This is a genomic window from Acidiphilium sp. C61 (assembly GCF_905116885.1).
Lineage (GTDB): Bacteria > Pseudomonadota > Alphaproteobacteria > Acetobacterales > Acetobacteraceae > Acidiphilium.
On the sequence record NZ_CAJHNI010000005.1, the window covers coordinates 1,367,881 to 1,385,464 of the forward strand.

Annotated in this window: 11 protein-coding genes and 1 tRNA gene; 6 read left to right on the forward strand and 6 right to left on the reverse strand. The window is 69.7% G+C overall.

Annotation, left to right across the window (positions count from 1 at the left end; translation table 11 throughout):
* Positions 1–91: 91 nt before the first annotated feature.
* From HUW10_RS09270 to HUW10_RS09285, 4 genes are read right to left on the reverse strand one after another with little or no spacing between them, the layout of a single operon-like run.
* Entirely contained in the window at positions 92–2,119 is a 2,028-nt protein-coding gene (locus tag HUW10_RS09270; protein WP_174503234.1) for a hypothetical protein, read from the reverse strand.
* On the reverse strand, positions 2,116–4,812 hold the full coding sequence (locus tag HUW10_RS09275) for a DUF4159 domain-containing protein (RefSeq protein WP_174503235.1): 2,697 nt from the start codon (positions 4,810–4,812) through the stop codon (positions 2,116–2,118). The genes HUW10_RS09270 and HUW10_RS09275 overlap by 4 nt, the downstream gene beginning before the upstream one ends.
* Entirely contained in the window at positions 4,809–5,660 is an 852-nt protein-coding gene (locus HUW10_RS09280; protein ID WP_236656308.1) for a DUF58 domain-containing protein, read from the reverse strand. Before HUW10_RS09280 ends, HUW10_RS09275 begins: the two co-directional genes overlap by 4 nt.
* Positions 5,653–6,681, reverse strand: coding sequence for a MoxR family ATPase (locus HUW10_RS09285; protein ID WP_174503237.1), 1,029 nt, complete (start codon positions 6,679–6,681; stop codon positions 5,653–5,655). The genes HUW10_RS09280 and HUW10_RS09285 overlap by 8 nt, the downstream gene beginning before the upstream one ends.
* Before the next feature lie 188 nt (positions 6,682–6,869).
* Here HUW10_RS09285 and HUW10_RS09290 point away from each other — a divergent pair, with 188 nt between their 5' ends.
* The 3 genes from HUW10_RS09290 to HUW10_RS09300 are packed head-to-tail and all read left to right on the forward strand — an operon-like array spanning position 6,870 to position 9,296.
* Complete coding sequence (locus HUW10_RS09290) at positions 6,870–7,436, forward strand: DUF1285 domain-containing protein (RefSeq protein ID WP_236656310.1); 567 nt, start codon at positions 6,870–6,872, stop codon at positions 7,434–7,436.
* Positions 7,437–7,440: 4 nt separating this feature from the next.
* Positions 7,441–8,052: a CoA pyrophosphatase gene (locus HUW10_RS09295; protein ID WP_174503239.1), complete on the forward strand. Its 612-nt coding sequence runs from the start codon at positions 7,441–7,443 to the stop codon at positions 8,050–8,052.
* Between the two features lie 44 nt (positions 8,053–8,096).
* Positions 8,097–9,296, forward strand: coding sequence for a CCA tRNA nucleotidyltransferase (locus tag HUW10_RS09300; RefSeq protein ID WP_236656312.1), 1,200 nt, complete (start codon positions 8,097–8,099; stop codon positions 9,294–9,296).
* Between the two features lie 101 nt (positions 9,297–9,397).
* On the opposite strand, the gene HUW10_RS09305 is transcribed toward HUW10_RS09300, so the two are convergent.
* Positions 9,398–10,075, reverse strand: coding sequence for an RlmE family RNA methyltransferase (locus HUW10_RS09305; protein WP_174503240.1), 678 nt, complete (start codon positions 10,073–10,075; stop codon positions 9,398–9,400).
* Positions 10,072–11,166 (reverse strand): Ppx/GppA phosphatase family protein, encoded by a 1,095-nt coding sequence (locus HUW10_RS09310; RefSeq protein ID WP_174503241.1) that lies wholly within the window; start codon positions 11,164–11,166, stop codon positions 10,072–10,074. The genes HUW10_RS09305 and HUW10_RS09310 overlap by 4 nt, the downstream gene beginning before the upstream one ends.
* Before the next feature lie 143 nt (positions 11,167–11,309).
* Between HUW10_RS09310 and HUW10_RS09315 the strand changes: the two genes are divergently transcribed.
* The 3 genes from HUW10_RS09315 to HUW10_RS09325 all read left to right on the forward strand — a co-directional run bounded on the left by HUW10_RS09315 (position 11,310) and on the right by HUW10_RS09325 (position 17,553).
* Positions 11,310–11,383: transfer RNA gene (locus tag HUW10_RS09315), tRNA-Gln, on the forward strand.
* Between the two features lie 188 nt (positions 11,384–11,571).
* On the forward strand, positions 11,572–13,956 hold the full coding sequence (locus tag HUW10_RS09320) for a transketolase (protein ID WP_174503242.1): 2,385 nt from the start codon (positions 11,572–11,574) through the stop codon (positions 13,954–13,956).
* Between the two features lie 417 nt (positions 13,957–14,373).
* The gene (locus HUW10_RS09325; RefSeq protein WP_236656313.1) at positions 14,374–17,553 is read left to right on the forward strand and encodes an EAL domain-containing protein; all 3,180 of its coding nucleotides are present in this window, start codon (positions 14,374–14,376) and stop codon (positions 17,551–17,553) included.
* Positions 17,554–17,584 lie beyond the last annotated feature (31 nt).

The window sequence follows — 17,584 nt, forward strand, 5'->3', positions numbered from 1 at the left end:
ACCCGACCGCGCCTCCGCTACCACCCGACCGCGCCTCCGCTACCACCCGACCGCGCCTCCGCTACCACCCGACCGCGCCTCCGCGCGAGGCTCAGGCGCGCTCCCGCCACCAGCCGGCGGCGACCAGCAGCAGCCCGAGGATCGCGCCGGGAATCGCCGGCGGCAGCCTGATATCACGCTCGCCGGTAACGAGGCGGGCGTGACGCGGGCGGTAGAGCCCGGTCCAGCCCGGCGCGGGCGTGCGCGCGAGCCAGACGATGTGCCCGGAGCTGCGGTGCACGAGCGGGGCAAAGCGGCTGCTGGTGGCGGCGAGATCCTGCTGCTCGGCCGGATCCTCGTCCGAAGCCGCGGCATAGGCGGTACGACCGCCCGCCGAAACCCGCCACACGCCGGGTCCGCTGGCCGGCATGTCGGCTTCGAAGCGCCCCGGCGCGGCGCGGTGCAGCGCAACCCTGATCCGCTTGCCATCCGGCGCCGTCACCTCGGCCGTGCCGGGCGGGCCGGAAGGTGCGATGCGGCGGATATTCAGCCGGCCGCCGGCAATGGCGGCGCGCAGTTGCCGCGCGGCGAGCGCGGGATCGCCAAGCAGCCAGTGGACCGTGCGGCCGAGCAGCGCCGTCGCCGGACCCTGCATCGCGCTGTTGCCGGCGAGCGCGCCGCGCGCCCAGAGCCAGAACTGGTCGGACAGCAGGACGGCGACCCGGCCCTTGCCCTCATGGGCGAGGATCAGCAGCGGCGCGGCCGCGGCGGCGGGGCTGGCGCCCGGAACGCCGAGCAGCGAAACGCCGGTTGTCTGCTGCACCGTTTCGTGGCGATACCACGGGCCGAACGTGTCGCGGGCGAAGGGGAAGGTCACCGGGTCGCGCCGGCCCTGCGCCGTCAGCGCGGGGGTGAAGCGCCCCGTCACCGTGCCCTCGCCATAGGGCCTGACGGGAAGGATCGGCCCGAGCGGCGAGCCGGCGATCGAGCGTTGCCCCTCGAATTCCGGCCCTGCCTCGACCAGCAGCGCGCCGCCCGCCCGGACATGGCGCGCGATATTCGCGAGGTAGGGCGGCAGCAGCAGATCGTCATTGGCGAACTGGTCGAGGATGATGAGGTCGAACTTGCCGATCTCCTGGTCGAACAGCTTGTCGACCGGGAACGGAATCAGCGCCATGTCGCGCAGCGGCGCCGGCATCGGTTCGTCGGGCAGGCGGAGAATGGTGAAATTGACCAGCCGCACCGCGGGGTCCGACTTCAGCAGCAACCGCCAGGCGCGCAGGCCCGGATTGGGTTGCCCGGCGATCAGCAGCACGGTCAGCCGACGGCGCACGCCATCGAGATGGAACACCGCCTCGTCGTTGGTGCGGGAAATCTCGCCGCCGAGCGGCGCCGCCGCGACCGCGACGACGGCGCGACCGGCATGGGCGACCGGCAGCCGCACCGTCTCCGGCCGGCCGATTCGGGCATCGAGCGTGCGCACCGCCTGGCCGTCGACCGAAATCCGGACCGGAACCCTGCGTCCGGCATCATCCACGCCATGATCGCGGACCTCGAAGCTCAGCGTCGCTGCATGGCCGACCAGCCCGTATCGGGGCGCGGAGAGCAGGCGCAAGGACCGATCCGTCTCGCCGGGGGCGGCGGGGATCAGCAGCGAGAGCGGCACATCGCCGGGCAGGCGAGCCGGCGGCGCGTCCGTCGCCTCGCCATCGCTGAGGACGACGATCCCCGCGAGCTGGCGGCGCGGCAGCGCGGCGAGCGCCGATTTCAGCTTGCCGAACAGCGGCGAGCCATCCCCGCCGGCGCCGCCGACATCGACCGTGCGCAGGCTGGCCCCGGCGGGAAGGCTGGCCGAGAGATGGCGATAGGCGGCACTGGCCAGCGCAGCACGGCGGCCGATCGCCATCGAGGGGGTCTGGTCGCGGATCACCAGCACCGTATCGGGCAGGGCGGCGGTGGTTTGCACCTGCCAGCGGGGCGAGGCCAGCACGGCGAGCAGGAAGATCATGCCGGCAAGCCGCAGGAGGCTGCCGCGCGCACGGCGGAGCAGGCCGATGCCCACCAGGAGTGCCGCGATCAGGGCGAGGCCAGCGATCAGCGGCCATGGCACCAGCGGCGCGAAGACGACCGGCAGGGTCATTCCCCGAGCCTCTGGAGAATGGCCGGGATTTGCAGCTGATCGGCCTTGTAGGTGCCGGTCAGCGCGTACATCACAAGGTTGACGCCGACCCTGAGCGCGGCCTGGCGCTGGCCCGGCATGCCCGGCAGGAGGGCGAATAGCGGGGTTCCGTCCGCCCCCAGCGCCCACGCGCCGGCCCAGTCATTGGCGCCGATCACGACCGGGCTGACGCCATCCGCGTCGCGGCCGCCGCGGACGGCGATGTAGACCGGCGCCCCGTCGAACCGGCCGGGAAAGCTGCGCAGGAGAAAGAACGTATGCGCGAGCGTGTCGCGATCGGTCAGTGGCCTGAGCGGCGGCAGCGACAGGCACGACGTCACCCGGCGGCGTGAAGCTTGCGCCCCGGGATCGAACCCCGCGCCCGATCCGGCCTGCCCGGCATCGCCGCCATCGGTGTCGATCACGAGCAGGCCGCCGCCGCGCATGAAGGCGTCGAGCGCGGCGCAGACCGGCGGCGTCGGCGGGCGGGTCCGCGAGGTGATCCTCCAGTAGAGCAGCGGATAGAGATCGAGATCGTCCCGTCCGGGCACGACGCCGCGCGGCGGCCCCAGGACGGCGGCGGTCTCGGCATTGACAGCTGCCGTCAGCGCGGCGAGCCCGGCGCGCACGATCCGGTCGGTCGCCGGATCATCGGCGCGGACATAGGCGAGCGTGGTGTTCAATGCCGCCTCGGGCGGGGCGGCACGCGCATGCGGGATGCAGCTGGGCCAGAGGCAGAGCGATACCGCGCCCAGAATCGCACCGATCCGCAGGGTGCCGATCCGTAGCGCGCCGCGGAGCCAGAGCGTGGCCAGCATGTCGAGCAGCAACAGTGCCATGGCGGCGGCCAGGATATCCGGGCCGAACCTGCGCGCCCGCTTCACGGCGTCGAGGCCGGTGACCGGGACGAGCGCCGGCCATGACGCGGCGGCCAGCTTCGGCACATGGCCTGCCAGGTTGAGCGCGACCGTGCCATGCGTATCGCCCCACAGGCCCGGCGGATGCTCCGGGGATGCCGCGACATGGCGCATCCGCGCCGCATCGAGCGGCTTCGCGGCCGCAGCGGGCGGGATGAGGCGCCCGGCGCCGTCGAGCGCGCGAACGAGGGCAAGTCGGCCGGAGCTTGGTGCGCCGCCGGCACCAAGGTGGACCAGAGTGCGGATCAGCGCCGGAAAGGCGGCGGAGAGCGGCAGGTCCGACCAGTCGGGATTCGCCGTCGTCAGCACATCGACCAGGGCGCCGCGGCCAAGACGCTGGCCGAGAATGATCGGCGTGCCGTCGGCCAGCCGGGCCCAGACGCTGGCGGGGGCGAGTTGCGCGGGATCGGGGAGGATCAGGCGGCGGATATGGGCATCGAGCGGCAGCTTCAGGCCGGCGAGCGGCGAGTCCGGCGCGAATGCCGCGATCGTCTCGGGATGACCGCCCGCCAGTGGGCCGGAGAGATCGCGAATGCCGGGCAGCAGCTTGTCGGGGTTCAACTTGTCGGGGCGGGATGCGGTCAGCGGGCCGGCGAAGCGGATCACCACGCCGCCTGCCGCGATGTAGCGCCGCAACCGCGCGACGGCTTCCGGGCGGAGATCGACATCCGCGAGGATCAGCGCCCCCGGATCGGCCCCGATCACCTGGACCAGCGAGCCTGCGAGGCGGCGCGCCCCCTGCGGCAAGGCGCGGCGGACATAATAGAGTTCGCCGGTGAAACGCTGCTCGGCATCCGCCGTGCCGCCCGCCGCCAAACCCACCAGCAACTGGCGCGACGCGCCGCCGAGCAGGGCGACCGCCGCGGCGCCGTCCTCACCCGGGATGACGAGGCGGCTGACCCGGGCCTGCAGGGCGAAGGGCAGATCGATCCGCGCCGTGCCGGTCGGGTGGTCGGGGCGGATGGTGACGATCGCGCGGGCCAGCGCGTCCCCTTCTCGATCCTCCGCCAGCACGGGCACGCTGACCGGCGCCGGCCGCGGCACCAGCCGCACGCGGGCGCGCATCGCGCCGTCAGGTGCTGTGCCGGCATCGTCGAGCAGCCGGAGCGTGGCGATGGACCCGGTGACGATCCGCTCCGGGCGCAGCGCCGCGAGGAAGGCATCGAGCCCGGGCGCGGCCAGCCCGTCGGCCACATAGACCGCGGTGAGACCGGGATGCGCGCGCCGCGCCGCCCGCGCCGCCGCTTCATCCGCCCGCCGGTCCGCGGGCCAGGGTTCGGGATGGAGCCCACCGATCGCCGCCAGCGCGGCGTCACGGCCGAGCACCGGGCCGGGACGCGGCGGCTTTCCATCGGGGGCTCGCGCCGTTGACAGCAGAATGACGCCGCGCCGGCCCGCCTCGTCGGCGATCCTGCGCGCGGCCGCCTGCCGGGCGGCGAAATCGGCAGCACTGGCCCAGCCATTGTCGATCGCCAGCAGGACCGGACCGCGCCCGGCGAGGATCGGCGGCGGCACAATCTGCGGGCCAGCGAAGCCGACGATCAGCAGGGCGGCGGCAACAAGGCGCAACAGCAGCAGCCAGAGCGGCATCCGCACCGGCGTGTGCGCCGTGGGCGCAAGCATGCGGAGCAGGCGGATCGGCGGAAACACCTGCCGGCGGGGCGCCGACGGCATCGCCCGCAGGATGAAGTAAAGCGCCGGGAGAACAAGGATCCCGGCGAGAACGGCGGGGGCGGCGAAGCTGAGGGCGCCGATCATCGCGCCGTCTCAAGGGCGGCGCGCAGGGCGGCGAGCGCCGGCCCGGCGGGGGTGTCGGTCCGGTGGAACAGGGGCTGCAGCCGCGCCGCCTCGGCGATCCGCGCCACGGCGTCGCGCTGGGCCTCGATACGGTGGCGATAGGAAGCCGCCATGTCCTCGGCGCGGGAAATGTCCTCCGCCGGGCCGCCGGCGGGATCCTCGAAGAGCACCCGCCCGCGAAACGGAAAATCGCATTCCGCGGGATCGAGCAGCTGGAGCAGGGCCCCGCCCCGCTGGCGCGCGCCCATCGCCGAGAGGGCGGCGGCGATGGCCTCCGGCGGATCGAGGAAATCGCCAATCAGGGCGAGCCGGCCACCGGCGGGCGGCAGGGCGGCGTGCATCAGGAACCCGGCGGCGAGGCGTTCCAGCGCGCCGGGGCCGCCGAGCGGCGGGGTCCGGCGCCAGGCGGCGACGCGTTCGCCGCCATCGAGCGCCAGGGCCGCAAGCGCAAGGCCGAGCAGCAGCGCCCGATCCGCCTTGGACCCGCCGGGGCTGCTGGCAGGAAACGCCATGCCGGGATGATCCGCAATGTCGATGACGAGGGTTTCGGCGGTTTCCCATTCGCGCTCGCGGACATAAAGCCGCTCGCCGCGGGCGCTGCGCCGCCAGTCGATGCTGCGGGCCGGATCGGCGTGGTTCAGCTCGCGATACTGCCAGAACTGTTCGCCGGTGCCGGCGCGGCGGCGGCCATGATAGCCCGGCGCCATGGCGGAGGCGAGACGCCGGGCGGCGAGGATGAGGGCCGGCAGCCGGGCGGCGAGCGCGCCGGCCGCCGCGACATCGGCGGCCCGGCCCGGCCGGTCAGCCAAGGACGCGCGCCGCAACCGCGCGGATCAGTGCCTCGACACTCTCTCCCTCGGCGCGGGCGGCAAAGGACAGCCCCATCCGGTGCCGCAGCACCGGCGCCGCCAGCGCGGCGACATCGTCGAGGCTCGGCGCTTCGCGCCCATCGAGCAGGGCGCGGGCACGGCTCGCCAGCATCAGCGCCTGCGCCGCCCGCGGCCCCGGCCCCCAGGCAAGGCCAGCGGCGATCCGTGGATCGGCCGCCGTTTCCGGCCGCGCGCCGCGCACCAGCGCCAGAATCGCATCGACGATCCGCGCGCCCACCGGCATGGCGCGGACCACGCGCTGCGCGGCACGCAGGCCGGCGGGGTCGAACATCGGGGCAACTTCCTGCCGGGCGAGCCCGGTGGTCGCCAGCAGCATGAGCCGCTCATCCGCCGCGGCGGGATAGTCGATGCGGATTTCGAACAGGAAACGGTCGAGCTGCGCTTCGGGCAGCGGATAGGTTCCTTCCTGCTCCAGCGGGTTCTGGGTGGCGAGAACGTGAAACGGATCGGGCAGCCGGCGGTTCAGCCCGGCCACCGCGACCTGCCGCTCGGCCATGGCCTGAAGCAGGGCGGACTGGGTGCGCGGGCTGGCGCGGTTGATCTCGTCCGCCATCAGCAGCTCGGTGAACACCGGCCCCTCGATGAAGCGGAAGGCGCGCGTGCCGACGGCGGCGGTTTCGAGCACCTCGCTGCCGAGAATGTCGCCGGGCATCAGGTCCGGCGTGCACTGGATCCGGCGGGTGGACAGGCCCAGCGCATCGGCCAGCGCCTCGACCAGCCGGGTCTTGCCAAGGCCGGGCGCGCCGACGATCAGCGCGTGGCCGCCGGCCAGAATGGCGGCGAGGCACTGGTCGATCACATCGTCCTGCCCGATGATGACGCCGCGGATCTGCTCGCGGGCTGCGCCAAGCCGCGCGGCGGCGGCGGCGAAGGCGGCAAGAATGTCCGCCTCCTGTGGCGCGTTTACAATCGGCCCATCATTTTGCAACATTCCAGTCATTAATGATCGCCTGAATGGTTTTCCCGGAGCCGCACGCTGCCTATATCCAATCTAATGCATATGAGGACGTTGGATAGGGGCTAGTCGTGGACGATCATGGACTCGGGGCAGGCATGTCATCGGGAGCAGGTTCCGTTACCCCACGGAATGCCTCCGAGAAGATTGGCACGGCGCGGTGCGGCGGGGTCATGCCGTCAACCGGGCAGGATTGGGACAAGGCCGCCCACCGGCCGAAGGGCCGCACGCCGGTCGATTGCGGCAATCTGCCGTTCCTGATCCGGCGCGACGGCACGTGGCTGTATCGCGGCAGCCCGATCGGCCGGAAATCGATGGTCTGCCTGTTCGCCAGCGTGCTGAAGCGGGATGACGACGGGGACTATCTGCTCGAAACCCCCGTCGAGCGCGGCCGGATCGAGGTCGAGGATGCCCCGTTCGTCGCGGTCGAACTCGACTGGCATGGCGAGGGTCGCGACCAGGTGCTTTATCTGCGCACGAATGTCGACGAGACGGTCGCCGTGGGAGCAGAACATCCGCTGCGGGTCGCGCACGACCTGCTCACCTGCGAGCCGACCCCCTATGTCCTGGTGCGCCCCGGCCAGGGACTGTTCCCGATCGAGGCGCGGATCAGCCGGGCCGTCTATTATGAGCTGGTGGCGCTGGCCGAACCGGGCGTCCAGTTCGGCAAGCGGGTGCTCGGGGTCTGGAGTCAGGGTGCCTTCTTCTCGCTGGGCGAACTCGCCCAGACGGTCGACTGAGCCGGTGCCGATCGACGAGGAGGCCCTGCGGCGCGCGCTGCGTGGCCGCAAGTCGCAGGGCAAGGGACCGGGCGCGGCGCGGGCCGCGGCCGTCCTTGTCGGGATCGAGCCGGCGCGCGGCGTCTGGCTCACCCGGCGTTCGGAACATCTCGTCCACCATGCCGGCCAAGTGGCGCTGCCGGGCGGCACCGTCGACCCGTCCGACGCCTCGCCCGAGGCGGCCGCGCTGCGCGAGGCCGAGGAGGAAATCGGGCTCGATCCGCAATCGGTGGAGTTGCTCGGCCGGCTGGACGATTTCGCCACCGGCACCGGATTTCACATCACCCCGGTCACCGCGCTCATCCGCGGCACGCCTTCATTCAGGATCGCGCCCGAGGAAGTCGCGGCGGTGTTCCCGCTCGGGCTCGAAGACCTGCTCGATCCGGCGCTGCCGGAATGGCGGAAGGGAAACTGGCATGGCGGCACGAGGACGTTTCCCGTCTGGCCGCATCCGGATCACGTCATCTGGGGCGCCACGGCCTGGATCCTCTACCAGCTCGCGCTCACGCTGCGAGAAGCCGTGGGCGAAGCAATGGGCGAAGCAGCGGGCGAAACCTTTGGCGCGCTGCAGCGCTGAGATTGTCCCGCGCCGTGCCGGCGGATGATGGTCTCGGCGGCAACATGACGCGCCAGGAAAACGACATCATGCCGGAACCTCATGCCGCCATCGCCGACGACAAGAAGCTGGCGCGGCTGTGGGACGTGCTGCCGGAAGCGCGGATCGTGGGCGGGGCGGTGCGCGACCGGATTGCCGGGCGCACGGTCGCCGATATCGATCTTGCCAGCCCCCTGTCGCCGGAGACCGTCTCGCGCAGGCTCGCCGCCGCCGGCATCCGCGCCGTGCCCACAGGACTCGACCACGGCACCATCACAGCCGTGCTCGATGGCCGGCATTTCGAGATCACCACCCTGCGGCGGGATGTCGAGACCGACGGGCGGCATGCCGTCGTCGCCTTCACCGAGGACTGGCGGGAGGACGCCGCACGGCGCGACTTCACCATCAACGCGATGTCGATGGATCGCGACGGCACGATCCACGACCATTTCGGCGGCCAGGCCGATCTCGCGGCCGGAATCGTGCGCTTCGTCGGCGATCCGGCAACGCGGATCAGGGAGGATTTTCTCCGGATCCTGCGGTTCTTCCGCTTCTACGGGCGCTACGCCGTCGCGCCGCCGGATGCAGCCGCAATCGCCGCGATCCGGGCGCTGCGGGACGGGCTGTCCCGTCTTTCGGCTGAGCGGGTGTGGAGCGAGATCAAGCGGATCCTCGCGGCGCCGGACCCGCTGCCGGCGCTGCGCCTGATGGCCGAGACCGGCGTTTTGCCGCTCGTGTTGCCGGAGGCAACGAGCCTTGCCGCGCTGGAACGCCTGCAGGCGCGGGGCGCCCCGGCCGATCCGCTGCTGCGCGTCGCAGCGCTGGTGGGCGGGGCGTTCCCGCCGCTGGCCCGCCGCCTGAAGCTCGCCGATGCCGAGCGCGCCCGCCTTGCCGCGATTGCCGCGTCCCCGGACCTGCCGGCAGATGCCGACGCCGCAGCACTGCGCCGCGCGCTGGCCGAGCGGCCGGCGGCGGTGCTGGCCGATCGCAGCTGGCTGACGGCGGACGATGCCGACCGCACGGCGCTGCGGGAACGTCTTGCAAGCATGGAGCGGCCGGAATTTCCGCTGAAGGGGCGCGATGCCCTCGCCCTCGGCGCGGCGGCGGGGCCAGCCGTCGGCGCGGCCCTCGCCGCCGTGCGGCGCTGGTGGATCGAACGGGACTGCCTGCCGGATGATGCCGCCTGCCGGGCGGAGCTGGCGCGGCGCCTGATATCATGCCCCTGAGATTCGGCCCTTAGAGCACGTTCCGATCCATCCGGATCGGATGTCGTGCTCTATCTTGTTGATAATTAGAGCATCATCCGATCGGAGGATGCTCTCGCGGTTCAGCCCTCCTCGGGCCGATAGCCGGTCGCGACGACGTAAAGTTCGCGGCTGTCCTTGCGGCTCGCCTCGGGCTTTGCATGGCGGACGACGGCGAAGCGCCGCTTCAGCGTCTCCAGCATCTCTCCCTGCGCGCCGCCCTGAAACAGCTTGGTGACGAAGGCGCCGCCGGGGGCGAGGTGACGGAAAGCGAAGTCGAGCGCGAGTTCCGCGAGGCCCATGATCCGCAGATGGTCGGTCGCGGTATGGCCGGTAGTGTTCGGCGCCATGTCCGACATCACGAGATCGACCGGCCCGCCCAGCGCCTCGGCAAGGGTTGCCGGCATTGAATCATCCTGGAAATCGCCCTTGATCAGCACGGCTCCCCCGATCGGCTCGATATCGAGCAGGTCGATGCCGACGACGCGGGCGGCCCCGCGCTCCAGCGCCACCTGCGTCCACCCGCCCGGGGCGGCGCCGAGATCGACCACCCGCGCCCCCTTGCGGATCAGCCCGAACTTGCCATCGAGTTCGATCAGCTTGAAGGCGGCACGGGAACGGAGCCCCTTCTCCTTCGCCGCGATCACGTACGGGTCGTTGAGCTGGCGCAGCAGCCATTTCTGCGAGGAGGGCTTGTGCTTGCGCGCCATCTTGAGCCGCACGGCGGAGCGGCGGCGCGAGCCGATGGTCTCCCCGGTCATGCCTGGCAACGGCGTGAGCGCGCGCGCGCGGTGCGGATCAGGCGCGTGAGCATGCCCTCGCGCAGCCCCCGGTCGGCAACGGCAAGGTCGGTGGCGGGCCACATCTCGGCGATGGCAGCGAAGATCGCGCAGCCCGGCAGCACGAAATCCACGCGGTCGGGGCCGATGCAGGGATGCTCGGCGAGCCTGTGGCGGCCCATCGCGCGGATCGAGTCGAGGCCCGACGCCACCACATCGTGCGGCAGCACGGCGCCATCGATCGCGCCACGGCGGTAGCGATCGAGATTGAGCGCGATGCCGGCGATGGTCGTCACCGTTCCACTGGTGCCGACGAGGCGCACGCCGCCCATGCGGATTTCCTGGCTGATGCGATGGGTCTCCTCGAAGGGGCGCAGCAGGGCCTTCACCTCGTCGACCACGCCGGCAAACCCGGCCTCGGTCTCGCACCAGCCGGCGCAGCGCTCCGAAAGCGTGACGACGCCCACCGGGATCGTGTGATAGCCGATGAGCTGCGGGGTCACACGCTCGGAGTCGCCATGCGGGGCGGGAACGCGGACCCAGGCGATCTCGGTCGAGCCGCCGCCGATGTCGAACAGGATGGCGCGCCGTTCGGCCTGGCTGATCAGCGAGGCGCAGCTCTCCATCGCGAGGCAGATTTCCTCCCGCGGCGAGATCGTCTCGATCGGCAGGCCGGTTTCCGACCGCGCCCGCGCGATGAAGGCCGCCCCGTTCTCGGCCTGTCGGCACGCCTCGGTCGCGATCGCCCTGGTGCCGGCGACCTGCCAGCGGCGGGAACGCTCGGCGCAGATGGCCAGCGCGTCGATCGCGCGGTCCATCGCCGCATCCGACAGCATGCCGGTTCGATACAGCCCCTCGCCGAGCCGCACGACCCGGCTGAAACTGTCGAGCACATGAAAGCCGCCGCCGCTCGGCACGCCAACCAGCATGCGGCAATTGTTGGTCCCGAGATCGATCGCCGCGAAGGCCGGCGGGCGGGCGCGGCGATCCGGCAGGCGGCGGCGTTCGCCGTTCCCCTCGGCAACGGCGGCGGCAGACCCGGACAGACGCGGAACGACGAAGTTGGTTCCCATGATTCCAATATAATGGGCTGACCCATGGGAAGAGAGCAAGTCAGATTTGCGTTGAACTCCAGATGGACGACAGCGGCGACAGTGCGATTGCCTCCGGCAATCGCTGGTGCTATGGCGTCCCACAGGTTCCGACGACCCGCGACTGGGGGATAGTTTAGCGGTAGAACTCCCGGCTCTGACCCGGGCAGCCTTGGTTCGAATCCAGGTCCCCCAGCCATATTTCTCAACATCGGCGATGATCTGGACGGATTGACGCCATCCACTCGCCGTCGGCGCGAGCGGGGCTCAGCCCGTCCTGCCGGGCAACGCTCCCATGCCGCAGGGTCGCCGTTTCAAACGGACGCGTGAATTTCATATATTCTGGTCTATACGGGGTGCAGGAAACGGACAGGCCGGGATCAAGGCATGAACAAGTTGCTCGTTCCCGGCGATCGGCCGGATGACCACCCCCCCGCCAGCGCGGATTTCGCGCGGCTGCAACAGCTCGAACGCAAGGTGCTGTGGCTCTCCGCGTGGATGATCCACCACGCCAACAACATCCGCCCGAACCGCGACGGGCTGAAGGTCGGCGGCCATCAGGCCTCCTGCGCGTCGGCCGTCACGATCATGACCGCGCTCTATTTCCACATCCTCCGGCCGCAGGACCGGGTGGCGGTAAAGCCGCATGCCGGCCCCGTCCTGCACGCGATCAACTATCTCTTCGGCCGGCAGACCCTCGAAAAACTGGCCGCGCTGCGCAGCCTGGGCGGCGCGCAGGCCTATCCCTCGCGCCGCAAGGATGGGGGGGAGATCGATTTCTCGACCGGCTCGGTCGGGCTCGGCGTTGCGATCACCTCGTTCGCGGCACTGGTGCAAGACTATGTGCGCGCCCATGGCATGGTGCCGGCCGACCGCCGCGCCGCGCGCCACATCGCGATCGCCGGGGATGCCGAGCTCGACGAGGGGAATATCTACGAAGCCCTGCTCGAAGGGTGGAAACACGATATCCGCGATGTCTGGTGGATCGTCGACTACAACCGGCAGAGCCTCGACTCGGTCATGCCGGACCGGCTGTTCGGCCGGATCGAGGGGCTGTTCCGGGACATGGGCTGGAATGTCGTCAGTCTCAAATACGGCCGGAAGCTGGAAGCAGCGTTCGCCCGCCCCGGCGGCCAGGCCCTGCGCGCCTGGATCGACGATTGCCCGAACAGCCTTTACTCCGCCCTGACCTTCCAGGGCGGGGCCGCCTGGCGCGAAGCGCTGACGACCGATCTCGGCCGGTCGCGGGGGGTGCGGGCGCTGATCGACCCGATGAGCGACGCGGCGCTGGCCGGGCTGATGACGAATCTCGCCGGGCATGACCTGCCGACGCTGGTCGAAGCCTTTGCCGCCGCTGCCCGGTCGGATCAGCCGACCTGCTTTCTCACCTACACCACCAAGGGCGCCGGCCTGCCCTTCGCCGGGCACAAGGACAATCACTCCGGCCTGATGAACGCCGAGCAGATGGAAGCCTTCCGCCGCCAGATGCAGATCCGCCCCGGCCACGAATGGGACCGCTTCGAGGGGATCGACGATCCGGACGGCGTGGCCCGGTTTCTGACCGCAACGCCTTATGCCCGCACGCTGACCGCGACCGGACGCACCTATACGGCGCCGCCGGTTCCAGTGCCTGAAATCCTTCCCCACACGCCCTTTCCCGGGCGGCGTGTTTCCACCCAGGTGGGTTTTGGCGAAATCCTCTCGGAAATCGGCCGCGCCGGCGGCGAGGCGGCGGAGCTTGCGCGCCATATCGTCACCACCAGCCCGGACGTGACCGTCACCACCAGCCTCGGTCCCTGGGTGAACCGCCGTGGCATTTTCGACCGCCATACCCGCAACGACATGTTCCGCGACGCCAAGCTCGCCTCGGCGCAGCGCTGGGGCATGAGCCCGGAGGGGCAGCATATCGAGCTTGGCATCGCCGAGCAGAACCTGTTCCTGCTTCTCGCCGCGGCCGGCCTCGCGGCACCGCTCTATGGCGCGCGGCTGCTGCCGGTCGGCACGGTTTATGATCCGTTCGTCAATCGTGGCCACGATGCGCTGGTCTATGGCTGCTACCAGGATGCGCGGTTCATGCTGGTGGCCACACCCTCGGGCATCAGCATTTCGCCGGAAGGCGGGCAGCACCAGTCCAACAACACGCCGCTGCTCGGCATGGTGCAGGACGGCATCGCCGCCTTCGAGCCGGCCTATTGCGACGAGTTGCTGCTGCTGATGCGCTACGGCTTCGACTGGATGCAGCGCCCGGAGGGCTCGTCGATCTGGTTCCGGCTGTCGACCCGCGCCATGACCCAGCCCGACCGGCAGATCGATGCGGCCGACGTGATCGCCGGGGCGCACTGGGTCCGGCCGCCGGCGCCGGGCGCGCGCATCGCGATCATCTACCAGGGCGCCGTGGCCCCGGAAGCCGAAGCCGCGCATGCGATGCTGCTGGAAGACATTCCCGGCGCCGGGCTGCTGGCACTGACCAGCCCCGACCGGCTTTTCGCCGACTGGCGCAGCGCGCAGCAGGCGCGCCGGAACGGTGAGCCTGCCGCTACGTCCCATATCGAGCGGCTGCTCGCACCACTGTCCGCCGAGGCGCGGCTGGTGACGGTGCTGGATGGCCATCCGGGCACCCATGCATGGATCGGCGGCGTCCGCGGCCAGCGGATCAACACGCTCGGCGTCGACCGGTTCGGCCAGTCCGGGGATATCCCCGATCTCTATCGCGTCTATGGCATCGATACCGATGCGATCCTGGAAGCCTGCGCCGCCGCACTGCTGGCCTGACACACCTCCACCCTGCCCCTCGGACAAGGCACGCGCCCGCAGGCGCTGGCGACGTGCCGCGACTGTCCCTGAACTTCACCCATAAATTTCAGTGGCAGGACACCAGAGCGCCATCTGATCGGACACGCTCGTTTGATCGACAAGAAATACTTTAATTTTCAATATGATGGAGCCTCCGCCGATCCTGAAAATCGGCCAGTGACGCAGCCTGTCGGCCACCGTAATGGTTAATGAATAGATATACCGCAGATCACTCAACATTATTTTAACGAATAATTAAGATTAGAACATCACCAGAGTTATTGTATGATTTGAAGAGGATACGGAAAGCATTTATCAGTCAAACCGACGGATTACAGGCAGAAAATTCGAGTCATCTTCGGCATGCGCAACCAGAAATCTCCGTGGACGAGAGACGTGATCGGCTTTCTCTGGGGCACGGTTGTTCTCGTCATCCTGATCTGCGGCGCCTTCGAGTGGTTCAAATATGACGAACTCGCCAGCCGGGTACAGGCGCAGGCGAAAACGGTCGCCACCGAATATGCCGGCACGATCGCGCGGCGGTTGTTCAACCAGTTCACGGAACTCGAATTCATCGGCGTCAGTCTGCTGTCACCGGCGCCGGACGGCACCATCGCCCCGTCGCCGCGAACGGTCCGGGCGCTCTACCGCTTCATGGCGCTGCACCCGAGCCTCTATGCCTTCAACGTGCAATCGCCGGACGGCAACCACATCATCTGGTCGACAAAGAAGCAGCCCAAGCGCCCGATCACCCTGGCCAACGGATTTACGCCGCTGGCCAGCCACCCCCAATACCTGCTCGGCCACCCGCGCTACGCAGCACGGGTTCACAGCTACGCCATCACGATGCGGTTCCGCGACATCGGCGCCGACGGCAAGACCCGCTATTTCGTCGGCACGCCCTACCGGCTCGATCGGCTGCTGGCCTATTCCGGCCACGACGCGATGAACCTCGCCCTTGCCGTCACCGACATGAGAAACCAATCCAATCTCGTGGTCTGGCATGATGGCGGGCTCGATTTCAGCAGTCTTGCCCATCGCAGCCCGCACCAGGCCGCCATCGGGACAAACACGAAGCCGCCCGCCAGCGTGGCGGACCAGGTGGCCGTTCCTGGCCTGCCGCTGGAAGTAACCGCGAGCTGGCCGGCGGATTATGTCGCCAATCGCTGGATCCGCAGCGGCTGGATCCGCTGGAGTCTCGAACTCCTTTTCATCGTCATCCTTGCGCTGCTGGTCATGCTCGTCGCCCGCAGCCGCCGGCGCGAGCAGATGGCAGCTGCAGCACTGGAAAAGGCGAGACGGGTCGACGACCTGACCGGCCTCGCCACCCGGACCAGATTCGAGGAGGAGATTTCCGCACTCTGCCGCGGCGTGGCGCCTGGGCGGCAGCTTGCCGTCATCGTTGTCGACATCGAGGATTTCTCCGACATCAACGCCCATATCGGGCGCGACGGCGGCGACGGAATCCTGCGCGCGCTCGCGCAACGGCTCGCAACACTCCCGGACGCCGTTCTCCAGGCTAGGGTCGGGGCGGACTCGTTCGCTTTCGTGCATGCCAACATCGCCGAGACCGAGATGCATGCGCGGATCGACGCGACCCTCGCGCTGGCCGCAGCGCCCTTCGAGGTTCCCGGCGCATCCGCCCAGACGATCAGGATTTCCCTCGGCAGCGCGCTCTACCCCGCCGATGCGGACTCCGCCGCCTCGCTGCTCGGACGGGCCGAAGTCTCGCTGTTCGGGCAGGTGCAGCGCCGATACGGATCAAGGCGGCGGCAGCTCGACCCGTATTCCGCCGACAATCTCCTGCCCATCGCCTGGGCTCTGCGCTTCCTGCGGCCCTGCATCCCCGACATCGCGCAAGCGATGCTGGACGACATCATGTCCGACCCGCGGAACCACGCCGTGATGCGGCTGCTGGAACCGGGACGGGAGGAGGGCCTGACGCAGGCTGTCGCCCGCCATATCCTGCTGCTGCTCGATCCCGAGTTGAGCCCCGAACGGCACCGCGCGGAAGCGTCACGCATCGGCCGGCTGCACGTTGCCCTCGGCGTCGACATCAGCGCCCGCACCAACGCCATGAGCGGGCTGTATCAGCGCATCGCGGTGGACAGCCAGCGAATTCCGGGCCGGATCAGCCAGCGCCAGCTCTATCTCGACATCATCCTGCAACGTTGCGAGCTCGACATGGAGATCCAGCAGGACGCAGCGGCACGGTTGCGCCACGAGATCCATCACACGCTCGGGATGCTCGCACTGGAAACCCGCCGGATGACCCGCAGCGTCGATGTCTGCGACGCCATCACCGCGGTATTGGCCGACTGGCCGTTCATCGCCTGCTGCGCGATCTATACCGAGGCGGTGGATGGGCGCCTCGTCATCGAATCCGAAAGCACGGCGCATGCAGGGATGATGGAACGACATCCCGCGCTGCGGCTGGGCGGGCGGAAGCTGAAGGAGCTTGGCGACCACCCGATCGCCAGGGCATGGCTAACCGCGGAGCCCGAACGCGGACCGGCGCATGACTTCGTCGGCCAGGATGATGAAGGTGCGGGCCAGCGCCTTCTCGCCGCCGAGGGCGTTTTGAGCGCTGTGGCGTTGCCGATCACCGAACTGACCGGCCGGCTGCGCGCCGTGCTTGTCATGTATGGCAGGCTGCCGAACCAGTTCGCCGCACCGGTGACGAGCGACTCCCTCGAGGCGCTCAGCCTGATCGCGGCCCGTGGCCTCGAGCAGACCAGGGACGAGTCGCTGGCACTGATGCCCGCCGCCGAGCGACAGGCGTGGCGCAGCAGGCTGTTCGACGGCGGCCTGCAGATGTTCATGCAGCCGATCGTCAATCTGCGGAGCGGCAAGGTCGCGAAACTCGAAGCGCTCGCCCGGCTCGACCTTGGCGATGGACGCAGAGTCGCCCCGGCGCAGTTTCTGCCGGTTCTCAGCCAGCAGGATCTCGACCGCCTCTTCATCGAGGGGATGCAACAGGCCATGCATTCGGTCTGCAGCTACCGCAGGCTCGGGTTCGATGTCGATCTGTCGCTCAACCTGCCGCCGACGACGCTGCGCCACCCGGACTGCGCCCGCTGGATCCGCTCGGCGCTCGACACGTTCGCTCTCGACCCGCGGCGGCTGACCCTCGAACTGCTCGAGGACCAGGACTTCGTCGCCGGCGATCTGGGGTTGAGCGCGATCGAGGCGCTTCATCACATGGGCGTGCAGCTGGCGCTCGACGATCTCGGCGCCGGGTATGGCAGCCTGATGCGGCTGCGCAACCTCCCCTTCGACATGGTCAAGGTTGACCAGGGGCTGGTGCGCGGGATTTCGGCGCAGGACGAACGGTCGATCAAGCTGGTCGAAGCGCTCGTGCAGCTCGCGCTGCGGCTGGATATCCCGGTCACGGTCGAGGGGCTCGAAACACCTGAACTGATCGACATGGCGCAGCGCTGCGGCGCTGTGTTCGGACAGGGATACGGCATCGCCCGGCCGATGCCTGCCGACCAGGTGCCGGCATGGCTTGCAGAATTCCGGCTACCGTCGATGGGGGCGCTTTCGTCGCAGGCGCCCTTCATCGCCCTGTTCTAGAGCATTTTCCGATCCGGTTGGATCGGATGTA